The 16,364-nt window shown below is 58.2% G+C and carries 15 protein-coding genes; 4 read left to right on the forward strand and 11 right to left on the reverse strand.

The window, feature by feature from the left end:
• Positions 1-3: 3 nt before the first annotated feature.
• The 5 genes from traR to RHEC894_RS23160 form a co-directional block, all read right to left on the reverse strand.
• Complete coding sequence (gene traR / locus RHEC894_RS23140; RefSeq protein ID WP_085739354.1) at positions 4-708, reverse strand: transcriptional regulator TraR; 705 nt, start codon at positions 706-708, stop codon at positions 4-6.
• Between the two features lie 213 nt (positions 709-921).
• Entirely contained in the window at positions 922-2,091 is a 1,170-nt protein-coding gene (gene nagA / locus RHEC894_RS23145; protein ID WP_085739355.1) for an N-acetylglucosamine-6-phosphate deacetylase, read from the reverse strand.
• Positions 2,088-3,122, reverse strand: a complete 1,035-nt coding sequence (locus tag RHEC894_RS23150; protein ID WP_085739356.1) for an SIS domain-containing protein — start codon at positions 3,120-3,122, stop codon at positions 2,088-2,090. The genes nagA and RHEC894_RS23150 overlap by 4 nt, the downstream gene beginning before the upstream one ends.
• A gap of 29 nt (positions 3,123-3,151) precedes the next feature.
• Positions 3,152-3,916, reverse strand: coding sequence for a GntR family transcriptional regulator (locus tag RHEC894_RS23155; protein WP_085739357.1), 765 nt, complete (start codon positions 3,914-3,916; stop codon positions 3,152-3,154).
• On the reverse strand, positions 3,913-4,794 hold the full coding sequence (locus RHEC894_RS23160) for an N-acetylglucosamine kinase (RefSeq protein ID WP_085739358.1): 882 nt from the start codon (positions 4,792-4,794) through the stop codon (positions 3,913-3,915). The genes RHEC894_RS23155 and RHEC894_RS23160 overlap by 4 nt, the downstream gene beginning before the upstream one ends.
• 459 nt (positions 4,795-5,253) lie before the next feature.
• On the opposite strand from RHEC894_RS23160, the gene RHEC894_RS33470 reads away from it, so the two are divergent.
• Positions 5,254-5,436: a hypothetical protein gene (locus tag RHEC894_RS33470; protein WP_245339543.1), complete on the forward strand. Its 183-nt coding sequence runs from the start codon at positions 5,254-5,256 to the stop codon at positions 5,434-5,436.
• 73 nt (positions 5,437-5,509) lie between these two features.
• Here the strand turns inward: RHEC894_RS33470 and RHEC894_RS23170 are convergent, their stop codons facing one another.
• From RHEC894_RS23170 to RHEC894_RS23190, 5 genes are read right to left on the reverse strand one after another with little or no spacing between them, the layout of a single operon-like run.
• Positions 5,510-6,250 carry an inositol monophosphatase family protein gene (locus RHEC894_RS23170; RefSeq protein WP_085739359.1) on the reverse strand — a complete coding sequence of 247 codons (741 nt, stop codon included), beginning with the start codon at positions 6,248-6,250 and terminating at the stop codon, positions 5,510-5,512.
• The gene (locus RHEC894_RS23175; protein WP_085739360.1) at positions 6,247-7,170 is read right to left on the reverse strand and encodes a sugar phosphate isomerase/epimerase family protein; all 924 of its coding nucleotides are present in this window, start codon (positions 7,168-7,170) and stop codon (positions 6,247-6,249) included. The genes RHEC894_RS23170 and RHEC894_RS23175 overlap by 4 nt, the downstream gene beginning before the upstream one ends.
• Before the next feature lie 17 nt (positions 7,171-7,187).
• Positions 7,188-8,897: an iron ABC transporter permease gene (locus RHEC894_RS23180; protein ID WP_085739361.1), complete on the reverse strand. Its 1,710-nt coding sequence runs from the start codon at positions 8,895-8,897 to the stop codon at positions 7,188-7,190.
• Positions 8,894-9,898 carry an ABC transporter ATP-binding protein gene (locus RHEC894_RS23185; RefSeq protein WP_085739362.1) on the reverse strand — a complete coding sequence of 335 codons (1,005 nt, stop codon included), beginning with the start codon at positions 9,896-9,898 and terminating at the stop codon, positions 8,894-8,896. The genes RHEC894_RS23180 and RHEC894_RS23185 overlap by 4 nt, the downstream gene beginning before the upstream one ends.
• 49 nt (positions 9,899-9,947) lie before the next feature.
• Positions 9,948-10,952, reverse strand: coding sequence for an extracellular solute-binding protein (locus RHEC894_RS23190; protein WP_085739363.1), 1,005 nt, complete (start codon positions 10,950-10,952; stop codon positions 9,948-9,950).
• Between the two features lie 142 nt (positions 10,953-11,094).
• Between RHEC894_RS23190 and RHEC894_RS23195 the strand changes: the two genes are divergently transcribed.
• On the forward strand, positions 11,095-12,252 hold the full coding sequence (locus tag RHEC894_RS23195) for an ROK family transcriptional regulator (protein WP_085739499.1): 1,158 nt from the start codon (positions 11,095-11,097) through the stop codon (positions 12,250-12,252).
• 114 nt (positions 12,253-12,366) lie between these two features.
• On the opposite strand, the gene RHEC894_RS23200 is transcribed toward RHEC894_RS23195, so the two are convergent.
• Positions 12,367-13,626 carry an ROK family transcriptional regulator gene (locus tag RHEC894_RS23200; protein WP_085739500.1) on the reverse strand — a complete coding sequence of 420 codons (1,260 nt, stop codon included), beginning with the start codon at positions 13,624-13,626 and terminating at the stop codon, positions 12,367-12,369.
• 283 nt (positions 13,627-13,909) lie between these two features.
• Here RHEC894_RS23200 and RHEC894_RS23205 point away from each other — a divergent pair, with 283 nt between their 5' ends.
• A complete protein-coding gene (locus tag RHEC894_RS23205; RefSeq protein ID WP_085739364.1) occupies positions 13,910-15,364 on the forward strand; it encodes an extracellular solute-binding protein in 1,455 nt (484 codons plus the stop codon).
• A gap of 70 nt (positions 15,365-15,434) precedes the next feature.
• The gene (locus RHEC894_RS23210; protein ID WP_085739365.1) at positions 15,435-16,364 is read left to right on the forward strand and encodes a sugar ABC transporter permease; all 930 of its coding nucleotides are present in this window, start codon (positions 15,435-15,437) and stop codon (positions 16,362-16,364) included.

Consider the following 16,364-nt stretch of genomic DNA (forward strand, 5'->3'; position numbering starts at 1 on the left):
GGCTCAGATAAGCCCGGCACGGATGGCAAGCGCAATCAGATGAGGCATTGTATGGATACCGAGGCGCTTTCTCGTCTCCTCGATCTTGCTCTTCACTGAATTGTATTTAACCCCTTCCAGGTCCGCCACTTCCTCCATGGTTTTGCCGACCGCGATCCAACGAAGATACGTACCTTCCTTGGGATCCAGCCAAGCAGGATGCTGTTCGCTAGGCGTCAGTGGCAGAAAGCACATGCGGCTATGGAGTTGCCCAACAGCTGCGGCGGCCGCAACTGTGTCGATATCGCGCTTGAGGTCGATTGCCGTTTTCGCGGAGGCCAAAGTGAACATTGACATCGACCCGTTTGCTGTCCTGATCGGGACGGTGATGCCGGAGCGAATGCCGAAGTCGGCGGCTTGGGCATAGAAAGCCCGCTCGGTTTTGGAGAGGCGGGGCCGTTCCTGCTCTCCACTCCATGTAAACGCTTGCTTCAGGGATTTGGCGCGTTTGACAACTGGATCGACAGCTTCGAAGTTTTGTCGGAAATAGGTCGACCGCCATTCGGGATCATAGTTGGATGCGGCAATCGTGTGGCCCGGCCGGATGTACAGGTAAGCGTATCCGCCGAAGCCAGCTTGGTCGGCGAAGTCCGCAATTGCTTGCCTGAGGATGCTCTCGTCGCCTTGTAGCGCGGAAAGATCGGTCAGCTTATCGAGCCAGTCCTGCATGTGTCACTCCGTTTTGGTGGTCAGGTGGAACAGGTCACGGTGAGCCCCTCAACGTTTGTTATTATATCAGTCTAAAAATCAATCTAGGCTTGCGTAGCGGTATCTATGGACACTCCTGCCGATCGCCTCATCCTCAATAAGGTAGCCAGGAGCAGCGGGTTTCCGCAAAACTGGCCTCTACCAGAGGAGAAACTCCGACAGCTCGACTTGCATTCACATATGAACGGCGGTTTCGAACACCCTTCGTCCGCCGATCCAACTTGACTTCAACGCAAGCTCGGGCGTCAGAATTATGAAATCCGCGTCGGCTCCAGGTACAATCCGGCCTTTCTGCTCGGAAATGCCCACGGCGTCAGCGGGATAGGCCGAGGCCATCCGGAGCGCCTCCTCCAGCGGCAGGCCGAGTTTCTCATGCACGAAACGCACGGAGGAAAGCATGTCAATGTCGGCGCCAGCGAGAGTGCCGTCATAAAGCGTCAGGCGTCCGCCTTCGCGTACAATTCCGCGGCCGTTCAGTTGAAAGCGTGTCATATCAGTGCCGATGGTCGACATCGCATCGGTGACCAAGAAAATCTGGCCGGGGCCCTGTTTGCTTCGGATCGCAATGCCAATTGCTGCCGGTTCGACATGGAAGCCATCGGCGATTATCCCCGCAAAGAGCGTACCGGTCGCCAGTGCGGCGCCGACGACCCCCGGCTCGCGGTGACCAAGGCCGCTCATCGCATTGAACAGATGAGTAACGACACGGGCTCCCGCTGCCGCGTAGCCGCAGGCAGTCTCAAAGCCTGCATCCGTATGGCCGAGGCTGATGATGATGCCGGCATTGGCAAGACGTTTCACCTGCTCGATGGTTGTATTCTCCGGAGCAATCGTCACCACCAGGCAGCCGAGTGCCCGCATGCAGGACAGCAATTCATCGAGATCTGGCTCTTCCATGGGACGAATGAGCGAGGGATCGTGAGCACCTTTTTTCACCACTGACAAGTGCGGTCCTTCGAGATGAAGTCCGAGGAAGCCGGGTATGGCAGCTGCTTTCGCCTCGACACCGGCTTTTATGGCAGCGGTTGTTGCCTCGCGCGTGTCGGTGATCAGCGTCGGCAGCAACGCCGTTGTGCCGAATCGCGCGTGGGTTTCACAGATCTTCCGAATACCTTCAAGCGTCGGCTGCTCGTTGAAAAGCGCGCCGCCGCCGCCATTGACTTGCAAATCGATGAAGCCGGGGACAACAATATGTCCGCGTGCGTCGACCGTTTCTCCGGTCCAGTCGGCATTTTCGGCGGCAACCGAAGCGACGCGCCCGGCCTCAATGACAAGCACGGCATCGTCATGCCATTCCATGCCGTCGAATATCCGGGCGCCCTTGATCTTCAGGTTCGAACTCATCGCGTTTCCGTGACCTTCTTCAGGTGTGCGGGCGCATCGGGATTATGGCCTCGCGAACGTGACCATGCTTCGACAAAAACGTAAAAAGGCAGGACCAGCGTCAGTGCATCGGTGATAGGGTGCCCGGTCTCGACGAGGGGCAGTGGCTTTGCCCTTGCCGAGAGCGTCGACGTAATATGGACGAAGGCGCCCTTGGCAACCAGTTCGTCAGCCATTTCTGCGACCGAGCGCTCTGCGGCGTCGCGGGCCGCAAGCGCCAGTACCGGGAAACGCGTGCCGACGATTGCGACCGGTCCGTGCAGGACTTCGGCCGCGGAAAAGGCTTCGGCATGAATCCCGGTCGCTTCCTTGAACTTCAATGCCGCTTCGTTGGCGATCGCCAACGCCGGGCCGCGACCCAGCACGTAGATGGATTCGGCTTCTCCGGCGTCGGCGGCAAATTCCCGCCAATCAAGTTTCGCTGCGGCGGCAAAGTGCGTCGGTAGATCCGCCACCGCGCGCTTAAGCGCAGAATCCCCGGTCCACTCAGCCAGCACCGCAAGGCCTGCGACGACGGAGTTCACATAAGACTTGGTGGCGGCGACCGCATTTTCCGGACCGGCTAGAATGTTGAGGGAATGTTTGCAGGCGTTCGCAAGCGGTGAGGGGAGCGTGTTCGTCAGAGCGATCGATGTGGCGCCCGCGCGCGTGGCTGTTTCCGCCAGGGCGACAATGTCGGGGCTTTTTCCAGATTGCGAGATCGCGATGGCTGCGCCGCGACCAAGCTTGAGCTCGGTGCCGTAGATTGACGCGAGCGACGGTCCAATCGAAGCCACGGGCAATTTCGCGGTGAGCTCGATCGCATATTTCAGGAACAAGGCGGCGTGGTCGGACGAGCCGCGCGCGACTGTGACGACGAATGCAGGATCCTTGGCGCGTAAAGCTGCGCCGATCAAAGCGAATTCTTTCACTGAGCGATGGAGCAACCTCGCCGCAGCCTCTGGAATTTCGTCGATCTCTTGGCGCATGTTCGTTTGCGTGGTTGCCTGCATGATAGCGGTCCTGTTTCGTGAGAAGAGTTTCAGTTTTCGGGAATGGCCAGTTCAGTGACGAAACAGTCGGCATCGCCTCGAAAAACTGAGCGGGTGAACGCAACCGCGCGGCCCGATGCGAGATAAGCAACGCGCTTAGTCAAGAGACCGGCGGCTCCAATGGTGACGCCGAGCATGCAGGCATCCGGGTCTTCGATGTTGCATGCGGAGATGCGCTGCATCGCTCGGACGGGTCGAAAGTTCGCGTCCGTGAGCGTTTTGTAGATCGAGGAGCGAATGCTAAGCGCGTCGGGCAGGAACTCTGAGGAAATGCATGTGCATTCTATAGCAATCGGCCGGCCCGCCGAACGCTGCAAGCGCGTGAGACGCGCAACGCGACTGCCGCCAGACAGGCCGAGTGTCATCATCTCTTCGGGGGCCGGATGAGACATACTGCGATCGATCCACTCAACGTCCGTGTACGATCCACACCAGGGGACGTCGCCTATTAAGATGTTCGCGCGTGACAGAGGCTGATCCGCCCGGACCGCCAATGCTCCAACGAAGGTTCCCGAGCCGGGTCGACGGACCAAGAACCCGTCGTGGACGAGGTGGTCGATTGCCTTTCGGACCGTGACGCGGCTGACTTGCAAGTGCTCAGCCAGATCCCGCTCGGGATGAAGAGGGTCACCCTCATTGAGTTTACCGGAGAGGATTGCCTCTTCAATCACCTGGCGAAGCCTATGGTAGAGTGGACCGGCTCCGCCGATGTCTATGCTCCATCGTGGAGCCACGGTCGTAAGTCTGTCACTCATACGATCGCCTTTAGACGCCCGAAACGCGAGACTGCCAAGGAAACGGCCCCGGTCAATGCATCACCCTCAGGCAGGGCCATGACTTTTTGATGTCGTGGGGCGATCCGGGACGAGTAGAGCGTCCCCAACCCGCCGAGAAGGCAAATCGTCCGTGTCCCTCGTGCAACAAGACAATCAAGCGCTTCGTCAACCGAAGCAGCGGCGTCGTTCAGCAGGCGCGTGGCAACGGCATCGCCCTGGTTGGCGTATTCGAAAACCCGTGGAGCATAACGAGCGAAGGCACCGGGCTTTGCCTGCCGGGCAAACTCGACGATTTCCCTCGGATTGTTTTTGAATTCCGCTAGGACGGAGGTGCTCACTGCGGACATGGCATGGATGCCGTCATGAGCCAGCAGCGATTCTTGCAAAAGCGCATGCCCAATACGAGCGCCGCTGCCAAAGTCGCCGACAGTAAAGCCCCATCCGCCAATGTAGGTCACCGTATCGCGGTGGCGTGAGATGTAGATCGTGCCCGTTCCTAAAATGGCGACAGCTCCGTCACTATCGCCAAGCGCACCCTGTAGCGCGATCAGCCCGTCTGACTCGATGTCCGCCTCGGCGAAAGGTAGCCTGTTCTTCACGTAGTGAACGGCATCACCGACATTGTTGCCCGCGACGCCAAGAACCGCCCGCGCCGAGGCGATACTATGGGGATCAAGACCTGCCGCGTCGAAAGCTGCGCGGGTTGCGTCGGCAATGTTCTCAAGCGCCGTATCCGGATCGGAGAGAATGTTGGCTGGGCCGGAGTGGGCCCGCGCAAGGATACGCCCGTCAGGACCGGCAACTGCGGCACGGCAGCTCGTGCCGCCGCCATCGATTCCAACTAGGTAGACTGTCATACGCCTGTTCCTTCCGGCGAAATCGTTCGACGCAACGCCGATGCGCCTGAGCCGCGGTAAAACAGCTGCGCTGTTAATACGTGCGTCGCACAAACATACTAGATTGTCAATTGGAAACCGGATAGGTGTGATGGAGTCACCCCAACACTAGGAACCTGCCCAATGCCCTTTGATGTCAACCCATTCCATGCCGACACTGACCGCTATGCCATCTGGGAAATGCTCGTGCGCAAAGACGTTGACGGCTTTGTCGCCCAGGATTGAACGGTCTTTGCCCCATCTTTCAAGTTTGACGGCTTTTGCGGACTTGATGCGAAGGGCTCGCTCGATCCCGCGGACTGGGAGGTTCGGTTTCCAACAGTCGAAGCCTACCGTGACGCCTGGCTCGGCGATGCCCAGCGCTCAGCTTCAACCCGATATGCCGAAGACCGCAGAGATGCGCTTTACCGGGCATCAAATATGCTCGACATCCGGGTGGAAGGGCAAACGGCTACCGCCAGAAAGACATTCAATGACAAAATCGCCATTGAGGAAGGCGGCTCTCAGATATTGAACTGGCAATCGGTGTTCTTTTGCACGAAGGAAGGCAGCGCTTGGAAAATTAGCGGTTTCGTCGGCTTCCTTCCATTCGCACCCGGCTGAGGAGCACAACGTCTTCGCATTCGTTCTGCAGTGCTAAGCTCTTGCTCCGACTGGTCAGGGCATCGTTCGCTGATCAACCGGGTTGCAGCTCCGCGCCTGCAATGATCGAGACCTTTTGATCTATTTGATCCGACACAATAAGGGAGGGTTTCTTTGCCGCAAGGCAAAGGACATGTCCGGCCGCACAATCCCAGAGATTGGTCCCGTGTTCAATATATCCGGCGAGCCGACCCGTCGCGACGAGAGCCAGGGAAGCCGCGCAACTACCGAGACTGACGACATGGTACCCGGCAGCTTCGATTTCAGCTTCTACCTCTACTCTATGCACCGTCGGCCATACCCGGTTTCGGCCAGTCCCAAACGCCGCGGAAACGTTCGGCTCGATCAACTTCAACGGCCCATGGACGTTAAGAGCGCCATCCGATGCGGCCCAGATCATCGTTCCAAGCGCCGGCAGAGCGACTGCGCCGAGCACTGGCTTGTCCGCTAAGACGTAGGCGATTGAAACTGACCAAATCGGTATCCCGCTGATAAAGTTGGCGGTGCCATCCACCGGGTCGATTAGCCAGTAGTTTCCTGTCGCGTTCCCCCCTTGTTCCTCGCCAACGACAAGGTCGTCTGGAAGGTCGACTGCAAGCAGTCGCCGAGCGAGGGTCTCTGCGTCGCGATCGACGGCACTGACGTAGTCGGCAGCTCCTTTGGTCTCGACTGTCCATCCATCCCGACCATGAAACCGTTCAAGCGTGAACGCCGCCACTTTTGACACGACGCCGTGGAGAGTTGCGAGACGAGCGGTAAGCGCATCCTCCGTCATGCGCTGTTCCTTGCGCGCGCCTCGGCGACCATCTCCTCGAGCCTGACGGCAACCCTGTGGGCGCGGCGATAGTAGGCGGATTCTGGAATCCCATACCGATCCATTGGTGTCTCGAAGTTGAGCGGCGTCTGGTAAGGCGTTGCTGCGATCGCTGAGATGATGGTGTGCCAGTCCAACCGGCCGTCGAATGGCAAAAGATGGTCGTCCATTGCTCCAAAATTGTCATGAATATGGGTAGCGATGAGACGATCCCCGAAACGCTCCAGCACGGTGAGCTTGCCTGGCTCGATCAGTTCCCAGTGGCCACAATCGAAACAGACACCGATGAACTCCTTGCCATAGCGAGCGAAGAGGCGATCATAAAGGTTGAGAAAATTTTGGGCGTTGGCGCAAAGAAGAGTTTCCGCGGCGATCTGCACGCCTTTTTCGATGCAGTAGGGCCTGATCTCGTCGAGAGACTGAAATAGGGGATCGAAGAACTCCTGTTCGGCGGCTTCGCTGCGGAACACGTTGTCGGTGATATCGATGTGCAGAACCACGTTGGGGGATTGGAACGCAGCTGCCAGGTCGATACGGTTACGCAACAGCTCGACACCGCTGCGGCGCTGCCATTCATGAGGCGACAGCAAGTCTTTGCGCATCTCCATCGCGAAAGGACCGTGATTTTTGTGGCCGATCTCGGTGATCGGATTGCGGCCATTGCTGCCATGAACCGAGTGCACCTTCAGCCCAGCGTCGGCCACGATCTTGCTTGTAAACTCGATCTCGGCGTCGGCCAGCCAGTACGAACTGCCGGAGTCGGGATTCCAGTTTATGTGTGTGAAGCCAGCTTCCTTGATCAGGGTCAGCGAGTTGCGAATGCCTTCGTCGTACCAACGCTCCTGGTGCGGCCAATGCCAGACGGTGATGCAGGTATCCAATGGATCAGTCTCCTGTTCTAAAGTGTTGTGGTTTCCGGACCTTTGCCGAGGCCGATGCGCTCGGCCAGCAGAATGATCGCCAGTGAAAACGCCATGATCAGAGTGACGTAGACGAGGTTGAGCGCGGCCTGCTCAGGATCGACGGACAACGAGCTGTCTACGATTGCGATCGGCAGCGGCTTGTTGTTGACGTTGTATAGAAACGCCGACAAGGGGTATTCCGACAGGAGATCGTTGAATGCCATCCCGGCGACGAGGATAGCTGTCGGCGCAACTATCGGCAGGATGATGCGGCGGTAGCGATACAGACCCGTGGCGCCCATCGAACGGGCCGCCTCGTTATAGGCCGGATCGATCCCCATGAAGGCCGCCCGCAGGAACCTCACCATAAGCGGTAGGGCAACGATGGCGTAACCAATCGGCAGCAGCCAGTAGCCACCGAGGAGGACCGCGTTTCCAACAAGCAGGTTTGGGGTGTCGAAGGTGACGATCAGCCCGACTGCAAGCAGGATGCTAGGAACTACCCATGGCAGGAAAAAAGCAATGTCCAGAAGGCGCGTCAGCCAACTGCGCCGACCCAGAATAACCGGGACGGCAAAGAGTGTAACGACGAGCGCCGCCGATACCGCGACAAGGCTCATCACTATGGAGTTGAAGAACGGAAGAAAGGCAGAGCCCTCGGTAAAGATGCGTGCATAGTTCTTCAGTGTCAGGCTGGACGGGATCACTTCGATGCCGATACTCGCGGCTGGGGCGAAGGAGAAGAGCACGACTAGAGCGATCGGCACCGCGTAGATAGCCACAAGAAGATAGGCAAAAAAATGTAGCACTGCATTGCCGATCGGCTTGCGAATTTTACGCAGCTGGATGGGCGCGGTCGCTTTCGCTCCACCGACATCGGAGCCCCGTGCTTCGTAATATTGAGACAGCAGTATAAGCGCCATGAGACATAGTCCCATCATAAGCGCGAGTAAGGCGGCCATGTCGGGACGGCGCAGGCTGTTCAAGGTCAGCACCATCTGGCTCAGCATGTGGAAATCGCGACCGCCCAGTACCTGTGGGGCGGCGAAAGAGCTGATCGCGGTGTAGAGGGTGAGGAGGGTTACAGCGAGCAGGGTCGGCAGGATTGCGGGAAGTACCACACGCCGAAGGATCGTATATTCTGAGGCGCCCATACTGCGCGCGGCTTCGATGGTTGCATAGTCGACGCGGCGCATCCCAGCACGCAGAAAAAGATAGTAAAAGGTGGTCATCAGAAAGGTATGCGTGAAGAGCACGCCAAACCAGCCGATGAACCAGTCTTGCGGCAGGCTGGGAACGATAGCCTTGACCAGATGTGTCACCGCACCGCCGGGACCATAGGTGAAGTTGTATCCCGCCGCCGCAACGACGCCGCCGAAGACCAACGGCGTTGCATAGGCGATTTTTAAGAGTGCGCGACCGCGCACGTGAAAATATTCAAGGACGACCACCTGGAAAAGCCCGACAACGGTCACCGTAACCATGGTCGCTGATGTCATCCAAACGGTGTTCCAAAGGGCGGTGCGCACTCTTCGCGATCTTGAAAGTTCGCTTACGACCTGGCCGACCGCCAGGCTGCCGTCCTTGAAAAATGCTGCCTGAAGCGACGCGAGAAGCGGCAGGATCAGGAAGGTGACGACAATCCAGATCAGAGCTGCCAACCCGATCCAATAGGCTACACGCTCGACGACAGCGGCGCGGTTCATTGGTTTACTTCCCCGAAGATATGGGCAGAGCCCGGCCGGATGGTCCAGGACACCGTCTCACCGATTTCGGGCAACTCGTGGCCCATGCTGGCCGCCGAGACAAGATGCCCGGCGGCATCCAGGTCGATGCGGCTGTGGGCGCCAAGGAATTCCACATGGAGGACGGTTGCCGGCAACCCGGCTTGTGCCGCTTTCCCAACGAATACATCTTCGTGTCGGACAAAGATGCGCCCCCGAACGTCGTGGCCCAGGATCTGGGCGCCAAGTGGTGCGGGCAGTTCGTTGGCGGTGCCGATGAACTCGCAGATAAACGGCGTCGCAGGCTCCCGGTAAAGAGTACGCCCACTACCGATCTGTTCAACGCCACCGTTTGCCAGCACGACGATCCTGTCGGACATGGTGAGTGCGTCTTCCTGATCATGCGTGACAAAGACTGCCGTGAATCCAAATTCCTGCTGAAGCCTCTTGATCTCCCGTCGCATCGTCACTCGCACCTTGGCGTCAAGATTGGACAACGGTTCGTCGAATAACAGCACTTTCGAGCCCGCTACGAGTGCGCGCGCGATCGCGACCCGTTGTTGCTGCCCGCCTGACATGGTCGCCGGCTTCTTGTGCAGCTGCTCCGTGATCCCCGATGTTTCGGCGATCTGCGCGACGCGCCTGCCAATCTCGCTCTGCGGCATCTTCGCGACACGCAAAGCAAAGGCGATGTTTTCGAATGCCGTCATCGTTGGAAATAGCGCGTAGTTTTGGAACACCATGCCGACATTCCGGCGTTCCGGAGCCGCGTTGGTGATATCTTTTCCTTCAAGGACGATGCGCCCGCTCATGGCCGAATGAAAGCCCGCGAGTGCTCTCAGAATGCTGGATTTGCCGCTGCCGGAGGGGCCGAGAAGAGCAACGAACTCGCCTTCTTGAATGTCGAGCGACAGGTCGCGAATGACGACCTTGTCGCCATAGCCAATATGGAGTTTGTCGACGATGAGGATCGGGGTTGCCATGATCACATTCCTTTAAAGCCGGTGATCTGCGTCACCCGGTCCTACACCTTTACCGGATCTCGAGTTCGACCCTCTGCAACCAGCCGTCCAGTTTGGGCGCGATCGCATCCCAGTCGATCGGCTGCGCCTTGACCAATCCCGCATTCGCCTGCACTTCGGGTGGTGATTTCGCCAGCGCCGCTGGCAGCACCGGCACCTGCCCGAACTTCTGGGCATAGGCGGCCATGACATCGGCTGAGCCAAACCAGTCAACAAATGCCTTTGCCTGATCTAGTTGATCGGTTCCCGCCATGATCGCAACGCCTTCGGAGATGACCGGCGTGCCGCCTTCCGTGTCAATGACCTTGACGGGCATTCCGAGCTCCTTGGCATCCTTGATGACGCCACCGAACCAGTTCAGATTGATGATCGCACCGCCCGACTTGTAGGCTTCCTTTCGCGCATCGGCATCCTCGACAACGATTGCGTTCGCATAGAAGCCGCCAAGAAAATCCCATCCAGCCTGAGTGACTTCGCCCTTGTCGTCGAGGAACCGGGCCATGATGCCGGCAAGATAGACCCTTGTCGTCTGCCAGGCGGTGTTGCCGATGACGTATTTGCCCTTGAACTCGCCTTTCGTCAGGTCCAGCCAGCTTTTAGGCGCCTGCTCTGCGGCTAGCTTGTCCGCATCATAGGCGATGACGATGGGTGTGCTCCAGAATTTGTGGACAATGCCTTCCTTGTCCTTGTATTGGGCGGGGAGGTCCGCCGCCCAGACCGGAGCGTACGGCTGGAACAGGCCGTCCTTTTTCAGCAGAGCCATTGACGAGTCAACCATGCCGAGGACGACATCGGCCTGCGGGTTGTTCTTTTCGGCGACGAGCCGATCGAAGAGTTCTCCTCCGGGCGCGCGCAGAAACTGCACGTCGTGGCCGGCGGCTTTAGCCTGCTCGGCGATCCAATGGACGTTGTCCTCCCCTTGAGGTGAATAAAGGACAAGGCTGTCGGCCAGGGCCGGAAAGGCAATCGCAACGAACACTGCCGTGCGGGTCAACAAGCGTTTGATCTGATGCATGGGCGTTCTCCCGTTAGTTTCGCCGTTCATTACAATCGAGCTCCTTGGTACGGGAGCAATATGACGGTTTAATTACATTGCGTAATTTAATTTGGTTTGCAATAGCTCCAGGCAACAAACAATTTGGGGCATGCCTGGAACGATGGACCTTTCACGGAACGAACGACGACTGGTCGAGTTGATTTTTGTGGGTAAGAAGATTGCGCGGGTCGACCTTGCCGAACGTTCCGGCATGACGGGCGCTTCGGTTACGCGGCTGATAGGCCGTCTGATTGAAATGGAACTTCTGATCGAGGTGGCCGAGCGGACCGGCGCCCAAGGCCAACCTCGGCGCTTGCTCAGTTTGCGAGCTGACCGGTATCTTTCGGCCGGGATAACATTCTCCGTCACCCGCATGGAGGTCGCAATTGTCGATCTGGCGGGCGAGATTCTTGCGTCCAGATCAGTCGGCATCGAGACCAGCACTGCTCTGTCTGTGGCAAAGGCGGCGCAGGCCGCAATCACGGCGATGCTGGCCGACCTTGGAGCACCTAAGGATAGGCTTCTCGGGATCGGCTGCTCGGTACCCGGCAATTTCGGCACAATGTCGAGCATCCTCAAGGCCCACAGCTTCTTCCCGGCTTTCGATGATGGCGGGGCGGACAATGCCTTCAAAGCGACGTTCGAGGCGCCCTATTACATCGAAAATGATGGAACAGCTGCAGCGCTCGGAGAGTACGTGTTCGGCGGACGCTCACTGCAGCCGGATCCAATGTTCTTCATTCACATCGGCCACGGCGTCGGGGGAGGGGCAGTTATCGACGGACGGCCGTACCGCGGTGCCAATGGAAACGCCTGCCTGCCCGGAGTTCTCTACCCGTACGACCTGCCTCGCCCATCCGGCCAAGACCTCTTTGCCACCCTCAATGATGCCGGCTTTGTCATCCACGACTTCCCCGATCTTGAGCGTTTGCCAGACAGGGCCAAAGCGGCACTGGAAAGCTGGATTGAACGCGCCGGCAAGCAACTCAGCGAGACGGTACGCGTTGCAACGGCGATGTTTGACCCGGCCCTGATTGTCCTGGGGGGACGGCTGCCAGAATTGTTGACAGACAAACTGATGAGCGCAATTTCCAGTCAGTCAATCCTTGGCCCGTCGCGCGGCTTGCAGGCTGCCCCAGTCGAGGCCTCCCGGCTTGGCCCTCGCGCCGGTGCGATCGGGGCGGCTTGTATTCCGTTCTTTGCGTCTCTCTTTTCCGCTGCCGTCGCAGACGATGGCAGCCCTTACCTTAACGGTCGCAAACCCAGGTCCCGACCTTAGAAAATCGATTGCATGCCCGCGTCTGTTAAGGGGTCTACGCGGCGGTCCGAGCGCGAACTGACTCCTTGCAGGTCCGCGACGTCGCCTCCTTACGTTCGCCGCCGCTTTGAATCCTCAAATGACCAGCTTGAGGTGGCTCGATAAAACCAGACCCGCCGCGCCACGCAGAGCCGTATGGCCTTCGCCGATCCCATTCACCGTGATCGATATCTCTTGACCGGGTCTCTTAACCACAAGCCGCTCGACATGTTGCCGGATCAGCTCTGCAGCTCTCATGCCGCCTCCGGCGACGTCTCCATGAAGGACGTAGGAGTTGAGGGACAGTGTTTGCTGCAAATTGACGATGCCGAAAGCGACATTGCGGGTGTAGCGGTCGAGCAACTCATCTGCCGCGTTTGAGCCCTCGTCTGCTTCCTTGACAAGCCGAGCACAGGTGATGCTTTTGGGATGTGGCAAGCCCATTCGTGCGGCTTCTTTTCGCAGCCAGGGAAGGGCAGCGACAGTCTCCCAGCAGCCATGCTTTCCGCAATTGCAAAGGGCACCATCGATCTGCACCACGCTGTGACCGAGCTCGCCGCCGGATCCGGCAAGTCCGCGATAGACCTTACCATCGATGAAGAAGGCTCCGCCGAGAACCTCACCGGTATAGACTGCCGCAAAATTTTGTTGGCCGCGCCCGGGCCCGAACCATCTGTCCCCAACAAGTAAGGCACGGGGGTGATGATCGATGACAACCGGAAGAGAGAAGCGTTCTTGCAATATCGCTACAAGTGGAAGTCCCGTCAGGACGGGAGCAAGGTTGACGGTAAGAATGGTCCCATTGTCACTGTCGATCATTCCAGCAGAGGCCACGCCAATGCCAAACGGCGCCAGCTGGGCCTCAGAAAGTGTAGCAGTAAGCGTCTTTGTCATGACCGCGATGAATGCTTCTGTATCGCCAAGCGGATCGAACTCGGCTTTTGTGACTGCCTTGATTTCACCGGTTAGCGCGACAAGGCACGCTTGTATGGTGCCAGGCAGTAGGAGGACAGCGCCAAGCATCGGTGCGTCGGGGTTGAAATAAAGCGGGCGAGCGGGCTTGCCGCCTTTGACGTCGGAGGGCGAAGCGTCTCCCTCGACGAGGAGCTGATCCTCGATCATTGGCTGGACAATACCAGTTATCGTCGTGCGGTTTACGCCGGCAAGTCGCGCGAGATCTGCCCGGCTTTTTGGCCCGTTGTCATACAATGCTTGTAGAACGCGGCCACGGTTTATGGCGCCAAGTGCCGACTGCGAGACAAGCGTCACGTTGCCGCCACTCTCTCCGGCAGCGACTTCTCTGCTCGCGGGGGTGCGCTGGCCCAACGAATAGGACGGCTGGCTCTCAAACTTCAATTTGACATCTCCAATCTGCTTAATCCTTTGTAGCCTGTACGTTCTCGAACGACCAGACAGCATAGGGCCTTTCCAGTGACGCCAGTGGGGTGGCGTGCGCTGCGCGCGGTAAAGCGGAATTTTCACTGCGGCGACTTCTTGACACTATCATAAGTTTGTGCGAAGTACAAACTAACTGCTGACAAAAGCAAACTAGGGGTAACAATCTCGGTATCATTGGCGGAAGCCCAAGGGCTACGCTGAGCTCCCGCGATTGGAATACAAATCAAATGAGGAGGCTCTTATGACAATCGATATCGGAAATATGTCGCGCCGTGAGCTGCTGAAAAGCGCTTCCGTCGCAGCTCTTGTAGCTGGCGCGGGTTCATTGGCCATTCCACGGCGCGGTGCCGCACAAGATGCGAACACGGTGCGCGTCCTATCCGTTGAAGACCCGTTCTTCTTCTCGATGAAGGCGCTCGTGCCAGAATACGAGAAGGAAACTGGCATCAAGGTGGAACTGGAAAGCCTCTCCTATGACGCCCTTCAGTCTCGCCTCGTGTCTGCCTTTGTCGCCAAGACCTCCGACGCCGATGTCATCGTCGTCGATCAGATGTGGCTCGGGCAATATCTCGACAACGGCTGGATCATCTCGCTGAACGATTTTATTGCCAAGGACAGCGAATTCGACCTCTCCGACTTCATCCCCGAGGTCCTTTACTCATCGAATATGTGGCGCGGCCAGGTCGGCACATTGCCGGTCGCCGCCTATGCGCAGGGTGTCATGTACCGCAAGGATGTCTTTGACGAACTCGGCATTGCGGCACCGCCGACCGAGACGTCGGAAGACTGGACCTGGACGAAATACATCGACACCCTGAAGTCGATGGAAGGCAAATCCTTCGGCGGCAAGCCGCTCTTTCCAACCGTTGTTTGCGGTTCCCAGCCGTCGCCGATCGTCCACATGTTCACGCAGGTGTCGGCAAGCCACGGTGCGAACTGGTTCAAATCGTTCCCGGCCGCTCCGTGGGACTTCGCCCCACAGCTGACAAGCCCGGCCTGGATCAAGTCTGTTGAAGTTTACAGGCAGCTCTACAAGCTGTCTCCTCCAGAAGCGATCAACTATGTCTGGTTCGATGCCGGAACCCGTTTTGCCAAGGGCGATATCGGGATGTTCTACTGGTGGACCCCGTACTTCTATCTGATCAAGAACTCGGGCTACATGACCGGCAAGAAGTCGGATGTCATGGACAAGTACGCAACTGCGGCCTTGCCGAAAGCCGAGGGGGTGCCTCAGACGGTCAGCCTCGGCGGCTGGAGCCTTGGGATCCCATCCAGCTCGGAACGGCAAGAGGCAGGCTACGCGTTCATCAAATGGGCGACCTCGAAGGCCACGCAGAAGAAAATGGCTCTTTGGCCGGACCTCAACTATCAGTTCTCCGACTTTGCGCGCGTTTCGCTCTATGAAGACGAGGAAGTCAAGGCGATCTATCCTTACCTCGACGTGCAATATGCGATGATGAAGCAGGGCAATGGCAAGGTCACGCGCCCGCCTGTACCTGGTTACACGGCCGTCGAAAGCGTGCTGGGCCTTACATTGAACCAGCTCCTGACCGGCACCGAAGAGCCGAAGACCGGCCTTGAACGTGCCAACAGCCTGTTCGAGAGCATCCTGAAGGGCAATCTAATGATCCCTTATCAAAAGGACAGCTACGCAGATACTCTTGACGGGGCCAAAGCCCTGATCGCCAAGAAGTAATAGAGTTCTCCTCGGGCTGGCGCGACCGCGGTCGCGCCAGCAGCCACGTGAAGAAGAACTGGATCTGGCCATGCACACGACAACTGTTCGCTCTCCGCGCGCCCTCGGGCCTGCCCGGAAGAGCTTTATCCGACGAAACCTGCCTTACTTGTTGATCGCGCCTTCGGTCGTGATGCTGCTCGCGCTGATCGCCTACCCCTTGCTGTTTGCGCTCAGATCGAGCTTCTACTTCTGGAATCTGCAAATCGGCCCGGAGCCGCTCCAGTTCGTTGGCTTCGAAAATTATGTGCAGGCCCTCAATGCATTCGACTTTCGCGCCGCGCTTACCAATACTCTGATCCTGTCTATCCTTGGCACGGCGCTTGAGTTCATATTCGGCCTGGCGATCGCGCTCATCCTGCTCAAGGCGTTGCCCGGCATGAACATCGTGCGCGCCTTGTTGATCCTGCCCACAACGATCGCGCCAATCGTCGTCGGATTTTTGTTCCGCTACCTCTACGATCCCGGTGGCGGACTGTTAAGCTGGGTGTTGCAGTCGCTCTGGCTCCCCGTTCCCGCGGAAGGCATTCTCGGCTCGCCATCGACAGCGCTTGCCGCCATCCTCTTCGTCGACATCTGGCAATGGACACCGTTCTTCGCAATCGTCCTCTATGCGAGCCTTTTGGCCGTTCCCGATGAGATTTTAGAGGCCGCGCGACTGGATAGGGCATCTGCGTGGACGATCCTGATGCGGATCAAGCTGCCGCTGATCAAGCGCACTGCGATCATCATCGTCATGCTGCGCTTCATGCAGATATTCAACACCTTCGACACGGTGCTTGTGCTCACCCGCGGCGGACCGGGGACTTCCACGCGTACCCTTGGTTACTCCCTCTACGAACAGGGTCTCGTGAACTTCAACATTGGTCTCGTCAGCGCCATGACCTGGATCACGGTCCTGATCGTCAACGTCATCGTTGCCCTCTATGTCTTCTTCGCGTTCCGAAACGAGGAGTGGTAA

Source organism: Rhizobium sp. CIAT894 (assembly GCF_000172795.2).
Lineage (GTDB): Bacteria > Pseudomonadota > Alphaproteobacteria > Rhizobiales > Rhizobiaceae > Rhizobium.

Excerpts from the sequence above, each read along its gene's own strand:
- RHEC894_RS23170 (WP_085739359.1), bottom strand. The coding sequence starts at position 6,250 with ATGACGGAGGATGCGCTTACCGCTCGTCTCGCAACTCTCCACGGCGTC.
- traR (WP_085739354.1), bottom strand. The coding sequence starts at position 708 with ATGCAGGACTGGCTCGATAAGCTGACCGATCTTTCCGCGCTACAAGGC.
- RHEC894_RS23205 (WP_085739364.1), top strand. The coding sequence starts at position 13,910 with ATGACAATCGATATCGGAAATATGTCGCGCCGTGAGCTGCTGAAAAGC.
- RHEC894_RS23195 (WP_085739499.1), top strand. The coding sequence starts at position 11,095 with ATGGACCTTTCACGGAACGAACGACGACTGGTCGAGTTGATTTTTGTG.
- RHEC894_RS23210 (WP_085739365.1), top strand. The coding sequence starts at position 15,435 with ATGCACACGACAACTGTTCGCTCTCCGCGCGCCCTCGGGCCTGCCCGG.
- RHEC894_RS23185 (WP_085739362.1), bottom strand. The coding sequence starts at position 9,898 with ATGGCAACCCCGATCCTCATCGTCGACAAACTCCATATTGGCTATGGC.
- nagA (WP_085739355.1), bottom strand. The coding sequence starts at position 2,091 with ATGAGTTCGAACCTGAAGATCAAGGGCGCCCGGATATTCGACGGCATG.
- RHEC894_RS23155 (WP_085739357.1), bottom strand. The coding sequence starts at position 3,916 with ATGAGTGACAGACTTACGACCGTGGCTCCACGATGGAGCATAGACATC.
- RHEC894_RS23180 (WP_085739361.1), bottom strand. The coding sequence starts at position 8,897 with ATGAACCGCGCCGCTGTCGTCGAGCGTGTAGCCTATTGGATCGGGTTG.
- RHEC894_RS23150 (WP_085739356.1), bottom strand. The coding sequence starts at position 3,122 with ATGCAGGCAACCACGCAAACGAACATGCGCCAAGAGATCGACGAAATT.
- RHEC894_RS33470 (WP_245339543.1), top strand. The coding sequence starts at position 5,254 with ATGCTCGACATCCGGGTGGAAGGGCAAACGGCTACCGCCAGAAAGACA.
- RHEC894_RS23190 (WP_085739363.1), bottom strand. The coding sequence starts at position 10,952 with ATGCATCAGATCAAACGCTTGTTGACCCGCACGGCAGTGTTCGTTGCG.
- RHEC894_RS23160 (WP_085739358.1), bottom strand. The coding sequence starts at position 4,794 with ATGACAGTCTACCTAGTTGGAATCGATGGCGGCGGCACGAGCTGCCGT.